The sequence below is a fragment of the Pseudomonas sp. S3_C06 genome, assembly GCF_054667675.1.
This window is the reverse complement of the sequence record NZ_CP162747.1, coordinates 21,153-42,206: the sequence shown is the minus strand read 5'-3', so window position 1 is coordinate 42,206 and position 21,054 is coordinate 21,153. Positions and strand designations below refer to the sequence as shown.

Genomic DNA, 21,054 nt, shown 5'->3' with positions numbered 1-21,054 from the left:
TTGAAAAACGGGGATGTCCCGGCACGGCAATGCGCAGCGGGAGCTGAAAAGGGCCGGCATTATGACAAAGTGCCATCATTCGTGACAGGTTTTTTTGACGCCAGTGAATTGGCTGTTCCGGACTTGATCGTTCCCACGCTCTGCGTGGGAATGCAGCCACGGACGCTCCGCGTCCGCTGTGACGCGGAGCGTCACGGGAGGCGTTACCACGCAGAGCGTGGGAACGATCAGATCAGGGCGCGCTAATGGAAATCGCGGCTCTGCACGCGGATGCCGTTGAGCAGTGGGCTGAGGTCGCTCAGGCGGCCGGCGATCAGGTGGCGCACTTCGCCCTCGCGCTCCCAGCGGCCATCGACCTTGAGCAATTGCGAACCGACCAGTACTTGCCGCTGACGCTCGGCCAGATCACGCCAGACCACCACGTTGACGTTGCCGAATTCGTCTTCCAGGGTCACGAAGGTCACGCCACTGGCGGTGCCCGGTCGTTGTCGTCCGGTGACCAGCCCGGCGACGCTCACCGGCCGACCGTGCTCTACGTCGAGCAACTCCTGCGAACTGCGGCAGCGCAAGGCCTTCAACTCGCCGCGCAACAGCGCCAGCGGATGCGGCCCCAACGTGGTGCCGACGGTGCTGTAATCGGCATGCAGATCCTCGCCAACGCTGGGTTTGGGAAGCACCACCTCGGCCTCCTCCTGACTCGGCAACCCGGCAAACAGACCCAACTGTTTCTGCACCCCGGCGACTTCCCAGCGCGCCCGATGCCGATGCCCGGCCAAGCCGCGCAACGCCCCGGAATCGGCCAGCAACGCCTGCGCCCGACTGTCGAGCGCCGCCCGCTCGCCCAGGTCGGCGACATCGGCAAACGCCCCGTGCGCCCGCGCCGCCTCGATGCGCCGGGCATCGTCTTCACGAAAACCCTTGATCATCCGCAGGCCCATGCGAATCGCCGGTTGCGCCGCGGTGGTGGTTTCCAGGCTGCAATCCCAGTCACTGGCGCGCACGTCGACCGGGCGGATCTGCAACTGATGCCGGCGCGCGTCCTGCAAAATCTGATCGGGGCTGTAGAAACCCATCGGCCAGCTATTGATCAGCGCACAGGCAAACGCCGCCGGTTCGTGGCACTTGAGCCAGCAACTGGCGTAGGTCAGCAAGGCAAAACTGGCGGCGTGGGATTCGGGAAAACCGTAGCTGCCGAAGCCTTTGATCTGCTCGAAGATCTGCGCGGCGAACTCCGGTGTGTAGCCATTCTTCTTCATGCCGGCGGCGAGGCGTTCCTTGTGCGGCTCCAATCCACCGTGGCGTTTCCACGCGGCCATCGAGCGACGTAATTGATCGGCCTCGCCGGGGCTGTAATCGGCGGCGACAATGGCGATCTGCATCACCTGCTCCTGAAACAGCGGCACGCCGAGGGTTCTTTCCAGTACGACCTTGAGTTCTGGCGACGGGTAGGTTTCCTCTTCTTCCTTGTTCCGGCGGCGCAGGTACGGATGGACCATCCCGCCCTGAATCGGCCCGGGGCGAACGATGGCTACCTCAATCACCAGATCGTAGAACTTCGCCGGTTTCAGGCGCGGCAGCATCGACATCTGCGCCCGCGACTCGATCTGGAACACGCCAATGGTGTCAGCGCGGCTGATCATCTCGTAGGTCGGTTTGTCTTCGGCCGGAATCGTCGCCAGACTCAAGTCCAGATTGCGATGGCGACGCAGCAGGTCGAAGCAACGACGAATCGCGCTGAGCATGCCGAGGGCGAGGATATCCACCTTGAGCAGGCCGACCGCATCGAGGTCGTCCTTGTCCCACTGGATGATCGTGCGCTCGGCCATCGCGGCGTTCTCCACCGGCACCAGCGTGTCCAGCGGCTGCTCGGAGATCACGAAACCACCGGGGTGTTGCGACAAATGTCGGGGGAAGCCGATCAGTTGTCCGGTCAGGCTCAGCACCCGGTGCAACACCGGGCTCTCCGGGTCGAAACCACCCTCGAGCAAACGCTCGACTGGCGGCGTTTCATCGCTCCAGTGGCCGCAGCAATCGGCCAGTGCGTTGATCTGATCCGGCGGCAGGCCCAAGGCCTTGGCCACATCGCGTACGGCGCCAGCGGCGTGGTAGGTGCTGACCACTGCGGTCAGTGCTGCGCGACGGCGGCCATAGCGACGGAACACGTATTGCAGGACTTCTTCGCGGCGTTCGTGCTCGAAGTCGACGTCGATGTCCGGCGGTTCGTTGCGCTCCTTCGACATAAAGCGTTCAAACAGCAACGTGGTGCGGTCCGGGTCGATCTCGGTGATGCCCAAGGCAAAGCACACCGCCGAGTTGGCCGCCGAGCCACGGCCCTGACAGAGAATGCTCTGCTCGCGGGCAAAGCGCACCACGTCATGTACGGTGAGGAAGTAGCTTTCATAGCCGAGTTCGGCGATCAGTTTCAGCTCTTTGTTGATCTGCCGCAGCACCTTGAAGGGCGCGCCTTTTTTCCAGCGCCAGGCGATGCCTTCCTTGGTCAGTTGCCTTAGCCAGGAACTGGCGCTGTGCCCTTCGGGCACCAGTTCTTTCGGATACTGATAACGCAATTCACCCAGATCGAAGGTGCAGCGCCGGGCCAGATTCACCGATTCGTCGAGCAAGGCCTGCGGATACAACTCACGCAATACTTCGACACTGCGCAAATGCCGCTCGCCATTGGGGTGTAATCGCAGCCCGGCCTCGGCCACCGGCACGTGATGACGTATCGCGGTCATGGTGTCCTGCAAGGCGCGTCGGCCACGGGCGTGCATGTGCACATCGCCGCTGGCCACGGCCGGAACCTGCAACTCGGCGGCCAGACTTAACAACGCCGTCAGCCGCTGCCGATCGTCCTGGCCGCGATGCAATTGCACCGCCAGCCACAGGCGTTCAGCGAAGATCTGTTTCAACCAACGGCCCTCCTCCACCTGATCAAGCGAGTCTGGCACCCATAACACCAGCAATCCCGGCAGCGGCTCGTCGAAGTCCTCGCGCAGCACCTGATACTGGCCTTTTTGCGTGCGCCGCCGGGCGCGGGTGATCAAGCCGCACAGCGCTTGATAGCCCGCAAGGTTCTCCACCAGCAGCACCAGTTTCGGGCCGTTTTCGATGCGCACTTCACTACCAATGATCAGCGGCAGCTCAACTGACTTCGCCGCTTGCCACGCCCGCACAATCCCGGCCAGTGTGCATTCATCGGTGATCGCCAGCGCCTGATAGCCGTGTTTCTTCGCCCGTTGAAACAGCTCAAGGGTACTGGAAGCACCGCGCTGAAAACTGAAGTTCGACAGGCAGTGCAGTTCGGCATAACCGTCGCTCATGCAAACCAGCCCTGCAGCCACAACGGACCGCCCTCGCCCACCGCGCGATAAGCCCAGCCCTGTTGGCCGGCGCGGTTCTGGATCAGGTAATAATCGCGGCGCACATCATCGCCGTCCCACCAGCCGGACTCGATGCGCTCCGGGCCCATGAGAATCCGCGCCGAACCTTGCGCCACGCTCTGCGGTTCACCGAGCAGCCAGCCCGGACGGTGCACGCTCGGCAAGCCTGCGCAGCGCTGTTTGTCGACGCCGTGCTGCCACGCGCACTCCGGGCGATGATCAGCCTGAAAACGCAGCCCCTGCACGGCGTCATCACCAAGCCGTGCGCGCAGGCGTTCACGCAACTGCTCCCAGGGCAAGGTCTGTTGCGGACGGTCGTCGAACAGTTCCTGAAACTGCGGGACGAAACTCGGCAGGTCCTCGGCGCGCAGACGAAAGCCGCGCACGGGCGCCTCGACTTGCACCTGTTCCAGCCGCCCGCGCGCCAGTTCGAAAAGCATCGCCGGATCACGTTCGGCGCTGAGCAAACCGACCTTGATCACGCTGTCCGGCAGCCCGGCGTGTTCCAGATGCAGGTCGAAACGCTGCACGCCGCTGTCACGCCCGCAGAGGAACGCCGACAGGTCACCGGTCAAACGGCGTAACGGGAACAACAAGGCCTGATGCGACTGCACGTCGAAATTCAGTTCGATGCGCACATCGAAGCGATCCGGCGGCAGGTAAAACGCCAGCGCCAACGGACGCGCACCGAACAAGGTGTCGAGGTGTTTGAACATCTGCGCTTCGAAACGCCGCGCCAGCGCCTGACGCGGCAGGCTCTGCACCTGACTGAGGTTGCGCAGGCCCATGCGCGACAACGCCGTGGCCACCGCCGGTTCCAGGCCGACGCGGTCGACGGGCAACTGGCCGAGGTGATGCTGCAAAGCCTCGCCGTCGGGCACCACCAAGCCGTCGTAAGCATTGGCCAGCACCCGCGCCGCCACTGGATTCGGCGCGGCGACGATGCGATGACGGAAACCCAGATCGCTCAGTTCCTTGCGCAACCGTGCTTCGAACTGTGCCCAGGAACCAAACAGGCCCAGGCTGGATTCGATCTCGAACACCACGGAACGCGGGTAATGCACGCTGACCTGCGCACTGAAACCGTAGGCCCACGCGGCGAGAAACTGCTGCCAGTGCTCGACCTCGGCAGCCTCGTAATCGGCAGTGACAAACCCCTTGCTCATGGCCTGGGCGGCAGTCATCGACTGGCCGGCGCGCAGACCGAGTTTGCGCGCGGCAGGATTAACCGCTTGCAGCACCCGGCGCTGGGCCGGGCCGCTGAGCAGCACCAACGGTTCATCGGGATCGGGACGCTGACGCAGCACCGCGTCGAGGGCCAATTGCGGAAACAGAATACACACCCAGCGCATGGCGACCTCAGTGACCCACAGCAAAAGCAATTGGCGCTGTACGCGCGAGTCCGCCACGGCACTTGAGCACGCGCAACTGCGCGGGTTTGGCGTCGATGGCGATGCGCAACGCCGCCGGTGACGGATTGACCGCTTCACTCAACGGACGCCAGGCAAATGCCAGGGTCTGGCCGGTTTCCGCCGCCACCTGCAAACGCCGCAACGCACGGTCATCGGCCTTGTGCGGCCAGCACAGTACGGCGCCGCAACTGCCCGAACGCAGGCACTGTTCCGCCGCCCACAAGGCATCGCGCTCAGTGGCCTGAATCACTGACAACTGGCGCAGATCGACCCCGGCGTTTGCCCACGCCTGCGGGTACGGCACAAACGGCGGCGCCACCAGCACAATGCGCTCGCCCGCCGCCGATAACCGCGCCAGCGTCGGCCAGACCAGTTGCAGTTCGCCGACACCGGGGCCGGCCAGGAGGATTTCGCTCAATGCCGCCTCTGGCCAGCCACCGCTGGGCAGGGCCGCGTCCAGCGCGGCATGCCCGGTGGGTTGCGGACTGGCGGTGGGTGGCGCAGGCCGGCCCTTCCAGACCTGGCCGCCATTGAACAGCGTGTCCAACGCAACGACGGCGCCCATCAGCCTTGCCTCACCAGACCGCAGAACACCCCTTCGATGGCCAGATCCTGATCGTCGCGCACGACAATCGGCTGATACGCCGGGTTGCGCGGCAACAGGCGCACTTCTGCGCCGAGCCGTTCGAAGCGTTTGATGGTGACTTCGCCGTCGAGCCGCGCCACGACAATCTGGCCGTTGAGCGCTTCGGGATTGCGCCGCACGCCGACCAGATCGCCGTCGAGGATGCCGTCCTCGATCATCGAATCGCCCTGCACCCGCAGCATGTAGTCGGGTGTGCGCGAGAACAGCGCCGGGTCGAGCAGCAAGCGGCTATGGATGTCGGCATCGGCGCCAATCGGTGCACCGGCAGCGACGCGGCCGAGCACGGGGATGTCGAGCAGTTCCGGGCGCGGTGCTTGCCCGAGCAAGCGAATGCCGCGGGCCTGATGCGGATTGACCTCGATAAACCCGGCTTCGGTGAGCGCGAGCACGTGCTTGCGCGCCACGCTGCGCGAGGCAAAACCAAAAGCCTCGCTGATTTCAGCGAGGCTTGGGGGCTGACCGTGTTCGGCGATTCGATCGCGGATAAAGGTCAGGATGGCGGTACGGCGGGGAGTCAGGTTCGTCATGGAGTACATTTGTACTCCTGTAGGATTTTCCTGACAAGCGCCGCAGGTCGGCCCACCCCACGTTGATCGTTCCTACGTTCTTGATCGTTCCCACGCTCTGCGTGGGAATGCCTCTAGGGACGCTCTGCGTCCAGTGACGCGGAGCGTCACGGGCTGCATTCCCATGCCGGAGCGTGGGAACGATCAGTGCGTGGGTGTTAGCCAAGGCCGCGTTCGGCGAGAAATGCGGCGATGTAATCGATGAAGGCAACGACCTTCGCCGTGGCCCGCCGATGGCTCGGGTACACCGCCAGGATGTGCGGGCCGAAAGTATCCGGATCGATCTCGTAATCAGCCATGACCCGCACCAGTCGCCCGTCGGCAATGTACGGCGCGGCGCTCCACAACGGCGTGTGCAGCAAACCACGCCCGGCCAGGGCACTGGCCAGCAACAGATCGTAATTGTCACTGCGTAACAGCGGCGCCGTCGGTTGCGCCAGGCTCAAGCGCTGCCCGTCGCGTTCGGCCCACCAGAATTCGCGGCTAAGCAACGGGTGCTGATAGAGCAGCCATTCATGCTGCTCAAGGGTTTGCGGATTCACCGGCAAGCCCTTGCGCGTCAGGTATTCGGGGCTGCCGCACAACGCCAGACGATTGCTGCCGACCACCCGCGCAATCAGCCCCGGCAAGTCATCGTGGCCCTCACGCAACGCCAGGTCGTAACCGCTTTCCAGCAGATTGACGAACGCATCGCACAGATCCACTTGCAGGCTGATCTGCGGATATTGCTGCAAAAATCCGTCACACACCTGATCGAGAAACGCCCGGCCATACGCCAGCGGTGCGGTGATTTTCAGGCTGCCGCGCAAGCCGTGCTGCAACTGCTCGATTTCCTCGCTGGCTTCGTCCAGCCGCTGCAGCACCAACCGCGCGGTTTCCAGGTACACGCGGCCAATTTCGGTGAGCAAAATCCGCCGCGTGCTGCGCTCGAACAGCCGTGCGCCCAGCTCCGATTCCAGGTGATTGACCGCTTTGGTCAGCGCCGACGGGGTCTTGCCCAACTGCTCGGCGGCGCGACTGAAACTGCCGAGCTGCGCGGTGACCACGAACATTTTCAATGCACCCAACTTATCCATGCTTTTTCCATTCAGGCAAAAACGTTTTTCGTGAGGGAGGCGTTCTGTCGGCTGGTGTCAGCCACTAATCTCGCCATCAGACGCAATAACAAGGAAATCTTCAATGAAAAGATTCATCCCGAGTCTGTTGGTAGCCGCTGTAAGTTTTGCCTCGATGGAAGCCATGGCCGCCGCCGATCTGATCCTGCTCAACGGCAAGATTTTCACCGCCGACCGCGCGCAACCCAAAGTACAAGCGCTGGCCGTGGAGAACGGCAAAGTGCTGAAAGTCGGCAGCGACGCGCAGATCAAAGCCTTGATCGAACCTGGCACAAAAGTCATCGACCTCAAGGGCAAAGCGCTGATGCCCGGCCTGATCGACAGCCATTCCCACGCGATTTTCGGCGGACTGGAAATGGTCTCGGCGAACATGGAAGACGAAGTCGTCGGCCTCGACGAATTGCAAAAGCGTCTGCGCAACTGGCGTGCAGACGGCAAGGCCAGACACGGCGATGTGCTGAGCATTGCCGGCATGAGTTCGGTTTACTGGGCGCAGGCCGAAGCCTTGGGCAACACCTTCAACAGCGGCGAATGGGCCGATGTGCCGGTGGTGTTCATTGGCAGCGACCACCACACCGCGTGGGCCAATAACGTCATGCTCAAGCGCGCCGGGATTGATGCGGCCCTGCTGAAAACCCTGCCCGACGCGGAAAAAGACACCATCGGCAAACTGGCCAACGGCGAGCCGAACGGTTTTGTGGTCGACGCCGGTTGGGATCGGGTCGCCTCGAAAATGCCGGTACCAAGCCCCGCCGACATGTTGAACGCCGCCAAGTCAGCGGTGCGCTACAACAACAGCCTCGGCATCACCGCGTGGATGGACCCGGCCGCCAACGCCGCACCGGGCGAAGCAGTGTTCGCGCTCAAACCAACCGAAAAAACCGTCGGCGTGCTGCCGGCCTATAAAGCGCTGTCGGAAAGCGGCGACATGAGCGTGCACGTCGCGGCGCTGCTGGTGGCCAACCCGAAAAGCGTGCCGGCCGACCTCGACACGCTGGACAAGGTGCGCCAGCAATTTCAGGGCATCCCCAACCTGACGCTGCCCGGGATCAAGATCTTCGCCGACGGCGTGATCGAGTTCCCGGCGCAGAGCGCGGCGATGATCGACCCCTACAGCAACTCGCACAAACAGGGCGAACTGCTGATCGATCCGCAGCATTTTGGCGAACTGGTCAGCGCCATCGATCAGCGCGGCTGGCTGGTGCACATCCATGCGATCGGCGACCGCGCGGTGCGTGAAGCGCTGAACGGCATCGCTCAGGCACGCAAGGATCGCCAGAGCGGCGTGACCCACTCGATCACTCACCTGCAAATGGTCAACCCAAAAGAGTTCGCCCGTTTCAAACCGCTCAACGTGATCGCCTCGATGCAACTGCTGTGGGCCAGCGCCGACGACTACACCACCGACATGATCAAGCCCTACGTCAGCGCCCTCGCCTTTCGCTATCAATATCCAGCGCACTCGTTGCTGAAACAGGGCGCGACGATTGCCGGCGCCAGTGACTGGCCGGTGTCGACGCCGAACCCGTTCAATGCCATGGCTCAGGCGATTACTCGTGTCGGCCCGTTGGGTGTGCTCAATGCCGACGAGCGTCTGGACCGCGACACCATGTTCTATGCCTACACCGTCAACGCGGCGCGCACGATTGGCCTGGAGAAACAGATCGGCTCGCTGACGCCGGGCAAGCAGGCTGATTTTATCGTCCTCGACCGCGACGTGTTCAGCGTCGACAACAAAGCCCTGCATGACACCAAAGTGCTGCAAACCTGGTTCAGCGGCCGCCAGGTCTACACCGCCGCAAAATAACAACACTGTTCCCCTGTGGGAGCGAGCCTGCTCGCGAAGGCGGCGTATCAGTCGCCATCAATGCTGAATGAACCACCGCTTTCGCGAGCAGGCTCGCTCCCACAGGGTCTGTGAGGGTGGTCGAAATCGAATCCCCCCGCAGTTCTCTTTCTGCCCAAAAATAATCACAACATCGGGACTTCACATGAAAGCCTTGCCCCTGTTCGCCCTGAGTTTTTTCAGTCTGCTGCCGTTGAGCAGTTTTGCGATCCCCTTGAACGATCACTTTGCGCTCGAGGTAGACCTGACCCTGGCCAGCGATTACCGCACTCGCGGCATCTCGCAAACCCAGAACGACCCGGCGGTGCAGGCCGGTCTGACCCTCGCTCACAGCAGCGGTCTGTACCTCGGCGCATGGAGCTCCAACGTCGATTTTGGCGGCGGCCTGAAAACCCGTCAGGAAGTCGATTACTACGGCGGCTGGCTGTGGCAGGCGACCGAGGATGTCAGTCTCGATCTGGGTTACATCAAGTACGCCTACCCCAAGGAAAGCCAGTTCAACCAGAGCGAGGTTTACGGGATTCTCGGGGTTTACGGGGTGAAACTGGCGGCGTATTACTCCAGCGATGCACCGGGGATCGATAGCAAACAGAGTTCGCTGTACAGCTACATCGGTTATGAAACCGAGTTGCCGTTTGATTCAGGTCTGAAGCTGCGTTACGGCAATATGGATTTCAAGGATCCGCATTTGTACTCGGCGTCGGGGCAGGCTGAGGACAGTTATCGTGAATGGGAAGTCAAAGTCACCCACAATCTGGCCGGCGTGGTGCTGGGCCTTAGCTACATCGACACTAACCTGTCGCAGAGCCAGTGCCTGAGCAACTGGGGTTTCAAAGACGTCTGCACTGCCACCGTCGTCGCCAGCCTCAGCAAATCCTTCTGAAAATACACTGTTCACCTGTGGGAGTGAGCCTGCTCGCGATAGCGGTGGATCAGCCAACATCATTGTTGAATGACACACCGCTATCGCGAGCAGGCTCACTCCTACAGGGGATTGTGGTGTATCAGGAATTGAGGTTTGCCAGATAGGCCCACGGGTAGATGCCGCGCTGGTGGCCGTCGCTGAACACCAGTTGAACGCCGTAGCCCTGCGGGTTGAGTTCGATCAGGCGTACGCGGTCATCGACCATGGGCGTCATGCCTTTGAGGCGCAACGCGCGGCATTGCGAGCACGGGCACTGGCGGCGCAGTTCGGCATGGTTGAGCTGCTGCTCGCGACCGTCCGGCCAGCTCAAGCGCAAGGTGCCTTCGCTTTGCGAGTTACCGACTGACAGCGGGTTCATTGCAACTGACTCAGGGCAATGCGCACGGCTTTGCGCACTTCCGGGTCGCCGTCGTCTTGCGCGGCCTGCAACGCGGCCACGGCACCGCGATCATTCAACTCGCCCAAGGCCAGCGCGGCCTCTTTTCGCAGGTTGCTGATGCGATGGCCGAGGGTGTCGATCAAGGCGTCCAGCGCCGGGGCAAATTGCAAACGGCCGAGACTGCGGGTGGCGCGCAGGCGCACTTGCCAGTAGTCATCGCTCAGCGCTTCGACCAGCGCCGAGCCGGCGTCGCGGTGGCCAACCTTGCCCAGGGTTGTCGCGGCTTCTTCACGTACTTGCCAGGCAGTGTCCTGCAGGGCCTGGCGCAGGGCTGGCAAGACTTCGGCGCTGGAGGCCAAACCGAGGGCACCGGTGGCGGCGCGGCGTACTTCGGTGTCCGGGTCATCGCTGGCCAATCGTGCCAAAGCAGGTAGCGCGTCGAGCTGCTTGAGCCAGCCGAGCACGCCGACCGCTTCACGGCGAACGTTGGCGTCAGCATCGTTGAGTGCGGCGACGGCAGCCGGTGCGGCGTCGGCGAAACGCAATTCGCGCAAGGCGCGGAACGCGGCGATGCGCACGCTGACGTCGGCATGATCGGTCCACGGCAGAATCACCCGCCCCGCTGCTTGCGTCTTGAGCAGACTCAAGCTCTGCGCAGCAGCGGATTGCACGGTGGGCGACGAGTCGGTCAGCGCCTCGCACAAGGCCTGCACAACGTCTTCATCCTCCCAGGCTTCCAGCAAACGCGCGGCTTCAGCGCGGACGTCTTCAGCGGGATCCTGGCCGAGGCGATCGACCAGCCAGAGCAAGCCATCGGGCTCCTCCAGATCTGCCAGATCAATCAGCGCAATGCGTCGCACGCCAGCATCTTCAGCAGTCAGGCGCGGTTGCAGATCGAGAATGTCTTGGTTATCGGTCACAGCAAAGATAGAGGTCATAGGGCAAATCGCGGCAAAGGGTTTTCGGGAGGCAGGCCGAGCGGATTGAGGCGCGGCAGCGGTCGGTCATCGTCGTGACGCAGCAGGTCGAGGCAGTGGCGTTTGAGGCGCGAGAATTCAGGACTGGTGACCAGTTCGCTGGTGCGTGGCCGGGCGAAATCCAGGCGCAAGTCTTCGATGATTCGCCCCGGTCGTGCGCTCATCACCAGCAAGCGGTCGGCGAGGAACAGCGCCTCGTCGATGTCGTGGGTGACGAACACCACCGTGGTACGGATCCGCGTCCAGATGTCCAACAGCAGTTCCTGCATGTTCAAGCGAGTAAGCGCATCCAGTGCACCGAACGGTTCGTCCATCAGCAACAGGCGCGGGCGATTGACCAGCACACGGGCGATTTCGACGCGTTGCTGCATGCCGCCGGACAGCTGATCTGGCCAGCGTTCGGCGAAACCTTCGAGGCCAACCAGTTTGAGGATTTCGTCGGCGGCGCGATGCCGTTCAGCCTTGCCGATGCCGCGCATTTTCAGGCCAAAGGCAACGTTGTCACGCACCGTGCGCCACGGAAACAGCGTGTGATGCTGGAACACCATGCCGCGCTGCGGCGACGGCCCGGACACTTCGCCGCCATCGACTTTGAGACTGCCGGCATGAGCGCTCAGGTGCCCGGCCAGAGCGCCGAGCAGGGTCGACTTGCCGCAACCGGACGGGCCGAGAATACAGACGAACTGGCCCGGTTCGATCTGGCAATCGAGTTCGCGCACCGCTTCGAAGGCTTCCTTTCCCTGCCCAAGGACGATGGACAACTGGCGAATGTCGATCCGCCCTTCCGGGGTTTGCATCACGCTCATCAGGCTTTTCCTCGCGGTCGATGCCAGGGCGTGAACAACCCGCCCAGGCGTTTGATCAGCAGACTGCTGCCCATGCCCAGCACGCCGATCAGGAGCATGCCGACGACGATGTCGGCGTAGTTCTGAATGGTGTAGGACTCCCAGGTGTAGTAACCGATGCCGAACTGGCCGGAGATCATTTCCGCCGTGACCAGACAGAACCACGAGGTGCCCATGCCGATCGCCAGGCCGGTGATGATGCTGGGTGCGGCGCCCGGCAAAATCACTTCCAGCAGTATCGCCCGGCGCCCGGCCCCGAGGCTTTTCGCCGAGGCGATCAGGCGTGGGTCGACGCCTTCGACGCCGTGCACGGTGTTGAGCAGGATCGGGAACAGCGCGCCGGTGAAGGTGATGAAGATCATCGACAGTTCCGAGGATGGGAACATCAGGATCGCCAGTGGAATCCATGCGACGGCGGGGATTGGACGCAGGACTTCCAGTGGGGGCAGCAGCAGGTCTTCGGCCCATTTTGAACGGCCGATGGCTAATCCGAGGGCGATGCCGATGACTAGTGCAGCGAGGTAGCCGGCGAAGACGCGGCTGAGGCTGGCGGTCAGGTGTTGCAGGAGCTTGCCTGAGTCGCCGAGGCCCAATGCGGCTTCGATGACGGCCAACGGTGTTGGGACGTTGGCGAAGGTGACCAGGCCGAGGTTCCAGTGGTGGCTGGCGGCGAGTTGCCAGAACAGCAGGCAGAGCAGCAGTGAGGCGGCTCTTGATGTCCAGCGGATGGGTGTTTTCATGGAGCGGGTTTCCAGTTCTGGATCTGTGTTGTGGCTGAGAATTACCCCCCTCACCCCAGCCCTCTCCCCCAAGGGGGGCGAGGGGGAAAGGGAGCAGATCTTCATGGTTTTCAGAACCTGAGCTCGGCTCAAGCAGGAGCCGATCTTCATGGTTTTCAAAACCTGAGTTCGGCTCGACAGATTCTTTTCAAAACCTGAGTTCAACTCGGTATTTCAGGTCGGTGTACCTTGCCCAAACAACTCGGTCAGTCCCCTCTCCCCCCGGGAGAGGGTTAGGGTGAGGGGCTCTTGATCTTCTATCAGCGCGCAGCAACTGCCTGGGTAGTGGCATCGCTGAAGTCGAAAACCTTGCCACCCTGCGCCGAGGCATATTGCTGAGCCTGCCCCTTAAGCAAAAACGCACTTAACCGTCCCTTCGAATCACTGGCAAACCACGCCTGCTCGGCGAGCAACTTGATCCCGCTGTCACTGGCCTGCGCATACACCGCACGGACGTTTTTGCCTTCCTGCTTCAAAGCCGCCAGCGCCGTGAACGCTTCTTCCGCAGAAGCGTACTGCCGCACCTTGTCCTCACCACGCACCCAGATTTCCGCAACATGACTGAAGTCAGTAATCGCTTTACCGGTCGCCGCATCCGTCGCCTGCAACGGTGTCTGCGCGTAGTTGGCCAGTTGCGCCGTGTAATCCAGGTTCGACGCCTTGAACGCCGCACGAATGTACTGATCGTCGACAAAGGTATTCAGATCGAGCCCGCGATCAGCCTTCTTCAGCAGCTTCAACGTATCGATGGCCGTGCCAACCGCCTGACGATATTCCGGCTTCCAGCTCAGGTCGCGGGTCTGCACGCCGAGCGGGCCGTGGAACAGGTAATTCACCTCGGCGTCGACACCGGTGACTTTGGCGATCAGCTCGCTGTACTTCTCAGGCTCGGCGGCGAGCAGTTGATTGGCCTCGATGCTCGCCCGCAGGTACGCGACGACGATCTCCGGATACTTCTTCGCATAAGCCTGATCCACCAGCGCACCGTGGAATGTCGGCGCATTGGCCTGGGCGCCGTCGTAAATCTTGCGGGCGAAACCACGGCTCGGGAACAGCTCGGCGAACGGCACAAAATCGGCGTGGGCGTCGATCTTGCCGGCCTGCAATGCCGAGCCGGCGACTTCCGGCGGCTGGGCGATGATGTTCACGTCCTTGAGCGGATCCCAACCCTGTGCCGCCACCGCACGCAGCAGCATGCCGTGGGCGGTGGAGGCGAACGGCACGGAAATCGTCTTGCCCTTGAGCTCGCTCAGCGACTGCACGCCAGACGCGCTCGGCACGACGATGCCGTTGCCGCTGCCCTTGATGCTCCCCGACAGCACGCTGATGAACAGGCTGTGCTTGCCGGCGGTTTCGAACGCGACACCGTTGAACGCGCCGGGGAAATCAGCCATGGCGCCGAAGTCGAGTTTGCCGGCGACCATCTCGTTGGTCAGCGGCGCGCCGCTGGTGAAGTTCTTCCACTGCACGTCGTACTTGGCGTCTTTGTAGGCGCCGTCGTGGGGCAGGTATTTGTCGAGCAGGCCCAGCTCACGAATCAACAACCCGCCAGCGGCGCAGTTGATGGTGGTGTCCTGGGTGCCGATGGCAATGCGGATGGTTTCGGCTGAGGCCGACAAGGTGAACGAAGCCAGTACCAGACCGGCGATTGCTGCACGCAACATGGTTGTTTCCCCTCGAATCATTTATTTGAGTTCGTCTCCGCCGCGATCAGGGCGCGGTGGGAAACGAGGGGTGTTCGGTGAATCCAGCGTCCGGGGTTCACCGGATGGCTTTGGGTTGTCACACATCCAATGTAGTGAGCCTGCTCGCGATAGCGGTGTGTCAGCTAACACATCTACATCTGACCCACCGCTATCGCGAGCAGGCTCACTCCTACAGGGGAAAGCGTTTCAACGCAGGAGATAGGGGATCTCGACCTTGACGGCACCGGTCGGGCAGTCCTTCTCGCACGGCATGCAGTACCAGCATTCATCGAACGCCATGTAGGCCTTCTGCGTCGCCGGGTTGATCGCCAGCAAGTCCATCGGGCAAACGTCGACACACACGGTGCAGCCCTTTTCGGCGATGCATTTGTCCTCGTCCACGGTGACGGGGGCGTTGGAGCGGAAGAAGATTTCCTGAGCTTGATAGGCCATGGTTCGGGCTCTCTGGTTATTGATGTATCAAGCGGCGAAAGCGCCGACCCGCAAACGGTCATAAGCCTGCATTTCTTCAGCATCGAGCGGGATGATGTAAGGCTCGACGGCTTTCTTGAAACTGGTCATCTGGCCGTCCTCGCCCTTCTTCAGGTGGCAATGGCAGAACCATTCGCTGTCGTTGCGCTGCGGATGATCAACGCGATAGTGGTACAGACCCCAGCGGCTTTCGGCGCGGAACAACGAGGCGCGCGCGGCCATTTCGGCGCAGTCGCGGATCACGCTGGTTTCCATCGCGCGCATCAGTTCGTGGGCGTTGTTGGCCTTCATCTGCTCGAGATCGCGCTCGATGTCGCTGAAGCGTTGCAGGCCGATCTGCATCTTCTTGGTCACTTTCGGCGGTTGCAGGTAATCGTTGACGAAGCGCCGCAGCTTGTATTCGACCTGAGCTGGCGGCAGACCGTGTTCGCGATCCAGCGGTGCGTAGACCCGGGCTTTTTCCTTTTCGATCTGCTCGGCGTCCAGCGCAGAAAACTCGCGACCGGCGACAAAATCTGCGGCGTTATGCCCGGCGAACCAGCCGTAGGTGAAGGCACCGAGCATGTAATTGTGCGGCACAGCGGCCATGTCACCCGCCGAATACAAACCCTTCACCGAGGTCTCGGCGCGTTCGTTGACCCACACACCGGACGCCGAGTGACCGCTGCAAAAACCGATTTCGGAGATGTGCATTTCGACCATTTGCGTGCGGTAATCAGTGCCGCGATTGGCGTGAAACTGGCCGCGACTCGGGCGCTCGTTGCTGTGCAGGATTTCCTCGATGTTCTGGATGGTTTCTTCCGCGAGGTGATCGAGTTTGAGGAACACCGGGCCGTTGCCGCTCTCCAGTTCCTGGTGGAATTCCCACATCATCTGCCCGCTCCAGTAGTCGCACTCGATGAAGCGTTCGCCCTTGTTGTTGGCGGTGTAGCCGCCCAACGGGCCGGTGACGTAGGCGCAGGCCGGGCCGTTGTAATCCTTGATCAGCGGGTTGATCTGGAAGCACTCGAGGTTGGCCAGTTCGGCGCCGGCGTGATAGGCCATCGCGTAGCCGTCGCCGGCATTGGTCGGGTTTTCGTAGGTGCCCATCAGGTAGCCCGACGACGGCAGACCGAGGCGCCCGGCAGCGCCACAGGCGAGAATCACCGCTTTGGCCTTGATCACATGGAAATCAGCGGTGCGGCAATCGAAGCCCATCACACCGTTGACGGTGCCCTCCTCGTCAGTCAGCAACCGCGTGCAGACGAGACGATTGGTGATGCTCACCCGCGCACGTTTCAACTGGCGATACAGCACTTTTTTGATGTCGTGCCCTTCCGGCATCGGCAGCACGTAGGCGCCCATGTGGTGGACCTTTTTCACCGCGTAATCGCCGGTTTCGTCCTTCTCGAACTTCACGCCCCAGCGGTCGAGCTGCTCGATGGTCTCGAAGCTGTGGGTCGCGTAGGCGTAAACGGCGGCTTGATTGACGATGCCGTCGTTGGCGATGGTGATTTCCTTGGTGTACTGCTCCGGTGTCGAGTGGCCGGGGATGATCGCGTTGTTCAGACCGTCCATGCCCATGCTGATCGCGCCGCTGCGTTTGACGTTGGCCTTGTCGACCAGCAACACGCGCAAGTCGCGGTTCTTTTCCTTGGCCTTGATCGCGGCCATCGGGCCGGCAGTGCCGCCGCCAATGACGACGATGTCGTATTCCTGTTCGAGCACGTTGCGGGTCATGCCTGCTCCCCTTTTTGCCGGTCGATCCGCAGGCGGTACTGGAACGCATCGCCACGGTAGTAAAGGTGTTCGAAGTCCAGCGGCTGGCCTTGCGCGTCGTGGGTCAGACGCTCGATGCGCATGATCGGCGAGCCGGCCTCGACGTTCAGCGCCTGGGTCAGGTCGCTGTCGGCGAGCACTGCGTCGATGGCCAGATCAGCGTGGCCGAGGGCGATGCCGCAGTCGTTTTCGAGGATCAGGAAGATGTCGCGAGTGACCAGATCAGCCTTCTCCAGCCGCTCGCCGACGATTTTCGGCAGGTAGGTGATTTCCAGCGAGATCGGCTCACGGTTGATCAGGCGCACGCGTTTGATCTGCGCGACGATCTCGCCTTCGACGACTTGCAAACGCTCGGCGACGCGTTTGTCAGCCGGGATGAATTTGAAGCTGCGCAGGCGGTTGATCACCTCGTAACCGCGCCCGGTCATCGACTCGGCGAGGCCTTGCAGGCTGCTGACGTTTTGAAAGGTTTTCGGCTTGGCAACGAAGGTGCCTTTGCCGTGGATCTTGAAGATCAGCCCTTCCTTTTGCAGATCGCCCAAGGCTTGGCGCACGGTGATGCGGCTGACTTTGAACAACGCACCGAGTTCGCTTTCGGAGGGCATCTGGCTGTCTTGCGGGTATTCGCCGTCGAGTATCCGCGCACGGAGGACGTCGCGCAGTTGGGTGTGCAGAGGAACGCTGCTAAGGGAGAGAACGTTATCGGTCATCACGGGATCACTTGTTATAACGAGTTATGACGTGATCTTAGAGTTGTTATGACGAGGTTGAGAAATATTGTTTGGGCATAACCTTAGATGCGACGACGCACTGCCCAATGTGGGAGCGAGCCTGCTCGCGAAAGCGGTGGTTCTTTCAACAATGATGGTGACTGACACGCCGCCTTCGCGAGCAGGCTCGCTCCCACAGGGGATTGTGTACGCCGGGAAAATCAGTGGCGCTTGAGGATCTGGTCCATGACCCAGTCGGTCTTGAGCGCTTGTTCGGCGACGGCGGGATGTTGTGAATCACCACGAATGTGCGCATTCATGCCCAGCACGTGATGCCACTGAATGTGTTCGTGATGAGGGATTTCCAGGCTGATGGTTTCATCGGTATGCAACTGCACCGGATGCTCATCAAACACCGAAAAGCCGATCCGCCCAAGGCTGCCGATGATCTCGACCCGATCCTCCCGCCGATCCGCGACAAAGCTCCAGCAGCCCATGCCCAGCGCTCCGGAAGCGAACCGCCAACTGGCGCTGACCGCATCTTCCGCCGCATACAACCCGGCCTGACGTGCGGTGAATCCGGCGACCTCGACAATGTCGCCGAGCAGGTACTGGAACAGATCAAAACCATGGCTGGCCAGATCAGCGAAGTAACCGCCACCGGCCACCGCCGGATCGGTGCGCCAATTGTCGCGCCCCTGCAGATCCGCCGGCGACGGTGCCTTGGTCAATGTCCAGCTCAGATGCCGAACCTCACCAATGCGCCCCTCCTCCAGCCATTGCCGCACCTGCGCAAAACGCGGCAACGAACGGCGATAGTAGGCAACGAACAAATGCAAACCGGCATCGGCAAACGCCTGCTGCATCTCGCGACTTTGCCCGGCATGCAGCGCCATGGGTTTTTCCACGCAGCAATGTTTGCCGGCAGCGGCAACCTTGAGGCTGTAGGCGTGGTGGCTGTCGGGCGGTGTGGCGATGTACACCGCATCCACCTCGGGATCGTTGATCAGCGCATCGACGTCGGTGTAAACCCGCTCGATGCCGTGGCGCGCGGCATAGTCAGTCACGGCCTCAAGGCGTCGGCCCATCACCGCCACCAACGCCGAACCGGGCGCCTTGTAGAAGGCCGGGCCACTCTTGCGCTCGGCGACGCTGCCACAACCGATCATGCCCCAGCGCACCACGTTCATGTCTCTTCCTTTAGCCGATGCGCAAGGCGCGCAGATCGAGGTGACCGTCCTTCAGCGGCGGGCACCAGTAGTAGCCGCCAGTGATCGGCCGGCTGATGCGATAGAGGCCATCGGTGATGCCGTCTTCCAGGCCGCTCATACGGCGCAGTTGTGCTTCGAAGGCATCCAGCGAAAAGCCGAAAGCGAGGAACATCAGGCCGGCACGATCACCTTCGATCCACGGCATCGAGCGGCGCACAACGAACGCTTCCGGCGCGAAGCTTTCCTGCGCGGTGCGTTTGACGTGGGCGGAGACTGGCGCGTCGTCGATCTCTTCGTTGTCGCTGAGGCGACGGCCCATGATGTTGTCTTTGTCGTCGGCCGAAAGCTTGTGGAAACCCTTGAGGTCATGCTGCCACTGCTGGATCGCGGCGAAGCTGCCGCCGACCATGCCGTCAACGCCTGCGCTTTGCAGGGCGGCCGCGATGGCGGCTTCGTCGTGCGGGTTTTCGGTGCCGTCTTCGTAGCCGGTCAGGTCGTGGCCGTCCTTGTGGCGGAAGGCTTCCTGCATCTCGACCAGACGCAGGGCCGGGGCCAGTGCGGCTTCGAGGGCGTTGCAGCGGTTGAGCAGTTCACCACGGTCGACGCCGTGCAGCCACACCCACAGCGCGTGCTGGGTCGACGGGTTCTCAACGCCGACGCCGGTCAGCGCCGGGAAGCTGCGCAGACCGTCGATCTGCACGTTGAGGGCCTTGGCCAGGGATTCACCAAAACCGACCACTGCCGACTTGCCGTCCACCTGATTCATCAGGTTGTCGATCGCCTGTGGCAGTGCTTCAACCGACTCAAGAGCGAAAAACAGGTGACGTGCTTGCGCAGGAACTGGGGTGGCGAGAATGCCCGGCTGGTAGTAACTCATGTGAACTCCTTGGGAAAGTGCGCGGGAGTTTACCTGTGGCCGGAGGGTTTGTGTGGGTTTGGATGGAAGTCAAAAGCCCCTCACCCTAGCCCTCTCCCGGGGGGAGAGGGAACTGATTCGGGGATATTGAAGAGCTACGCCGACTTGAACGTGCATCAGTGAATCCATAATTTCAGGTCAGTGCATGACTCAAGACAACTGCGGTCGGCCATCATTCTCTCAAGTCCATAATCGGCACAATCTTTCAGGTCGATGCATGACGCAAGACACCTCGGTCGGCCCCCTCTCCCTCTGGGAGAGGGCTGGGGTGAGGGTTAGCGTCATTACGCCAGGCGCTAGGGCTCAGCCCCGTCCAGCGCTTGAACGCCCGGCGAAAACTGCGCACATCGCTGTAGCCGACTTCCTCGGTAATCCGCTCGATCGGCATATCAGGATTGGCCAGCAAACTCAGGGTCCGCGCCTGCCTCACCTGCTCCAACAAAGCCTCAAACGTCAACGCATGCTCGGTCAGCCGCCGGCGCAAGGTGCGGCTGCTCATATTCAAATCGCCAGCAATCTTTTCAATGTGACTGCCGCTACTCAAATCCCGCGCAATCGCCCGTTCCACAGCCTGAATCAAATCAAGTTTCTGATGCACCTGCGCCGCTTCCAGCTCCAGCAATGCCACCGCCTGACGCAACGCCAGCGAATGATGATTGGGCAGGTGCACGTCCAGCCATTGCGCATCGATCAGCATGCGGTTGTGCAGGCAACCGAAGCGCACGTCCGGCCCGAGCAGGCGCTGGTATTCGCTGAGGTAATCCGGTGCGGCATGCACAAATTCCACGGCAATCGCCTTGAACTCACCCCCCACCAGCGCGCGGCCATACACCAGCAAACTGGCGAAGAACTCCTCGACCGCAAACACCTGCACATCGGCGAATGGCAAGCGACATTCAGCATCGAGATGCACCTGAGCGCCGACCACATCAACACTGGACACCACAATCCCGCCCGAGGTGTGTTGATGACGAATGCCTAGCGCAAAGGCATCACGCAAGGTCTTGCACAGCGACAACACATGCCCAAGCAGACCCAAAGTACCGAGTACGTTCTGCGCGCCGACCCACAATCCCAACCCCTGGTTGGGCAGCACTTTGAGCGCGCGCTGAATCATCGCCACGGCCTGACGATAGGAAATCCGCTGCGCCGGATCCTGCAGATCCTCAAGGGTGAAACCCAGCCCACGGCACAGGCTCTGGGGATCGATGCCTTTGCTCTGCGCGACTTCGGCGAGGGTTTGCAAAAGAAACGGCGAGACCAGCGCCAGTTCAAAGGTCGGGTCTTGGACTTTTACGTTCATGGGGGCTGACATTCCGGATCACGCTTGATTGTTATTTTTGTAACCGGTTATGTCGAAGGAAGTTAGCACAGGGTGCGCGAACTGTCCGCAGATGCCCCCTCGGTGTCCG

At 61.8% G+C, this 21,054-nt stretch carries 18 protein-coding genes; 2 read left to right on the top strand and 16 right to left on the bottom strand.

Annotated features, from left to right (window positions below; translation table 11 throughout):
* Positions 1 to 242 precede the first annotated feature (242 nt).
* From AB4N44_RS00135 to AB4N44_RS00115, 5 genes are all read right to left on the bottom strand, one after another.
* The gene (locus AB4N44_RS00135; protein WP_460110776.1) at positions 243 to 3,341 is read right to left on the bottom strand and encodes an error-prone DNA polymerase; all 3,099 of its coding nucleotides are present in this window, start codon (positions 3,339 to 3,341) and stop codon (positions 243 to 245) included.
* Entirely contained in the window at positions 3,317 to 4,732 is a 1,416-nt protein-coding gene (locus tag AB4N44_RS00130) for a Y-family DNA polymerase (RefSeq protein ID WP_127927023.1), read from the bottom strand. Before AB4N44_RS00130 ends, AB4N44_RS00135 begins: the two co-directional genes overlap by 25 nt.
* Before the next feature lie 7 nt (positions 4,733 to 4,739).
* Entirely contained in the window at positions 4,740 to 5,357 is a 618-nt protein-coding gene (gene imuA / locus AB4N44_RS00125) for a translesion DNA synthesis-associated protein ImuA (RefSeq protein WP_150752010.1), read from the bottom strand.
* Positions 5,357 to 5,974: a transcriptional repressor LexA gene (gene lexA, locus AB4N44_RS00120; protein WP_127927017.1), complete on the bottom strand. Its 618-nt coding sequence runs from the start codon at positions 5,972 to 5,974 to the stop codon at positions 5,357 to 5,359. Before lexA ends, imuA begins: the two co-directional genes overlap by 1 nt.
* Positions 5,975 to 6,162: 188 nt before the next feature.
* Complete coding sequence (locus AB4N44_RS00115; protein WP_127927015.1) at positions 6,163 to 7,080, bottom strand: LysR family transcriptional regulator; 918 nt, start codon at positions 7,078 to 7,080, stop codon at positions 6,163 to 6,165.
* Positions 7,081 to 7,183: 103 nt separating this feature from the next.
* Between AB4N44_RS00115 and AB4N44_RS00110 the strand changes: the two genes are divergently transcribed.
* Together AB4N44_RS00110 and AB4N44_RS00105 are read left to right on the top strand one after the other, a co-directional pair.
* Entirely contained in the window at positions 7,184 to 8,926 is a 1,743-nt protein-coding gene (locus AB4N44_RS00110) for an amidohydrolase (RefSeq protein ID WP_127927013.1), read from the top strand.
* 184 nt (positions 8,927 to 9,110) lie between these two features.
* Positions 9,111 to 9,848 carry a TorF family putative porin gene (locus AB4N44_RS00105; protein WP_460110779.1) on the top strand — a complete coding sequence of 246 codons (738 nt, stop codon included), beginning with the start codon at positions 9,111 to 9,113 and terminating at the stop codon, positions 9,846 to 9,848.
* Between the two features lie 121 nt (positions 9,849 to 9,969).
* Here AB4N44_RS00105 and AB4N44_RS00100 read toward each other — a convergent pair whose 3' ends face one another.
* From AB4N44_RS00100 to AB4N44_RS00050, 11 genes are all read right to left on the bottom strand, one after another.
* Positions 9,970 to 10,248 (bottom strand): DUF971 domain-containing protein, encoded by a 279-nt coding sequence (locus tag AB4N44_RS00100; protein WP_160039649.1) that lies wholly within the window; start codon positions 10,246 to 10,248, stop codon positions 9,970 to 9,972.
* Positions 10,245 to 11,207: a HEAT repeat domain-containing protein gene (locus AB4N44_RS00095; protein WP_460110781.1), complete on the bottom strand. Its 963-nt coding sequence runs from the start codon at positions 11,205 to 11,207 to the stop codon at positions 10,245 to 10,247. Before AB4N44_RS00095 ends, AB4N44_RS00100 begins: the two co-directional genes overlap by 4 nt.
* Positions 11,204 to 12,052 carry an ABC transporter ATP-binding protein gene (locus AB4N44_RS00090; RefSeq protein ID WP_150752005.1) on the bottom strand — a complete coding sequence of 283 codons (849 nt, stop codon included), beginning with the start codon at positions 12,050 to 12,052 and terminating at the stop codon, positions 11,204 to 11,206. The genes AB4N44_RS00095 and AB4N44_RS00090 overlap by 4 nt, the downstream gene beginning before the upstream one ends.
* On the bottom strand, positions 12,052 to 12,831 hold the full coding sequence (locus tag AB4N44_RS00085; RefSeq protein WP_460110783.1) for an ABC transporter permease: 780 nt from the start codon (positions 12,829 to 12,831) through the stop codon (positions 12,052 to 12,054). The genes AB4N44_RS00090 and AB4N44_RS00085 overlap by 1 nt, the downstream gene beginning before the upstream one ends.
* Before the next feature lie 299 nt (positions 12,832 to 13,130).
* Positions 13,131 to 14,534 carry an ABC transporter substrate-binding protein gene (locus tag AB4N44_RS00080; RefSeq protein WP_460110788.1) on the bottom strand — a complete coding sequence of 468 codons (1,404 nt, stop codon included), beginning with the start codon at positions 14,532 to 14,534 and terminating at the stop codon, positions 13,131 to 13,133.
* 228 nt (positions 14,535 to 14,762) lie between these two features.
* Positions 14,763 to 15,008: a 4Fe-4S dicluster domain-containing protein gene (locus AB4N44_RS00075; protein ID WP_007959413.1), complete on the bottom strand. Its 246-nt coding sequence runs from the start codon at positions 15,006 to 15,008 to the stop codon at positions 14,763 to 14,765.
* Positions 15,009 to 15,035: 27 nt separating this feature from the next.
* A complete protein-coding gene (locus AB4N44_RS00070; RefSeq protein ID WP_460110790.1) occupies positions 15,036 to 16,766 on the bottom strand; it encodes a fumarate reductase/succinate dehydrogenase flavoprotein subunit in 1,731 nt (576 codons plus the stop codon).
* Entirely contained in the window at positions 16,763 to 17,515 is a 753-nt protein-coding gene (locus AB4N44_RS00065) for a GntR family transcriptional regulator (RefSeq protein WP_460110792.1), read from the bottom strand. Before AB4N44_RS00065 ends, AB4N44_RS00070 begins: the two co-directional genes overlap by 4 nt.
* 221 nt (positions 17,516 to 17,736) lie before the next feature.
* Positions 17,737 to 18,705, bottom strand: a complete 969-nt coding sequence (locus AB4N44_RS00060) for a Gfo/Idh/MocA family protein (RefSeq protein ID WP_150776055.1) — start codon at positions 18,703 to 18,705, stop codon at positions 17,737 to 17,739.
* A gap of 10 nt (positions 18,706 to 18,715) precedes the next feature.
* Complete coding sequence (locus tag AB4N44_RS00055; protein WP_127926996.1) at positions 18,716 to 19,603, bottom strand: Dyp-type peroxidase; 888 nt, start codon at positions 19,601 to 19,603, stop codon at positions 18,716 to 18,718.
* Between the two features lie 244 nt (positions 19,604 to 19,847).
* Positions 19,848 to 20,945, bottom strand: coding sequence for an AraC family transcriptional regulator (locus AB4N44_RS00050; protein WP_316918188.1), 1,098 nt, complete (start codon positions 20,943 to 20,945; stop codon positions 19,848 to 19,850).
* Positions 20,946 to 21,054: the final 109 nt, after the last annotated feature.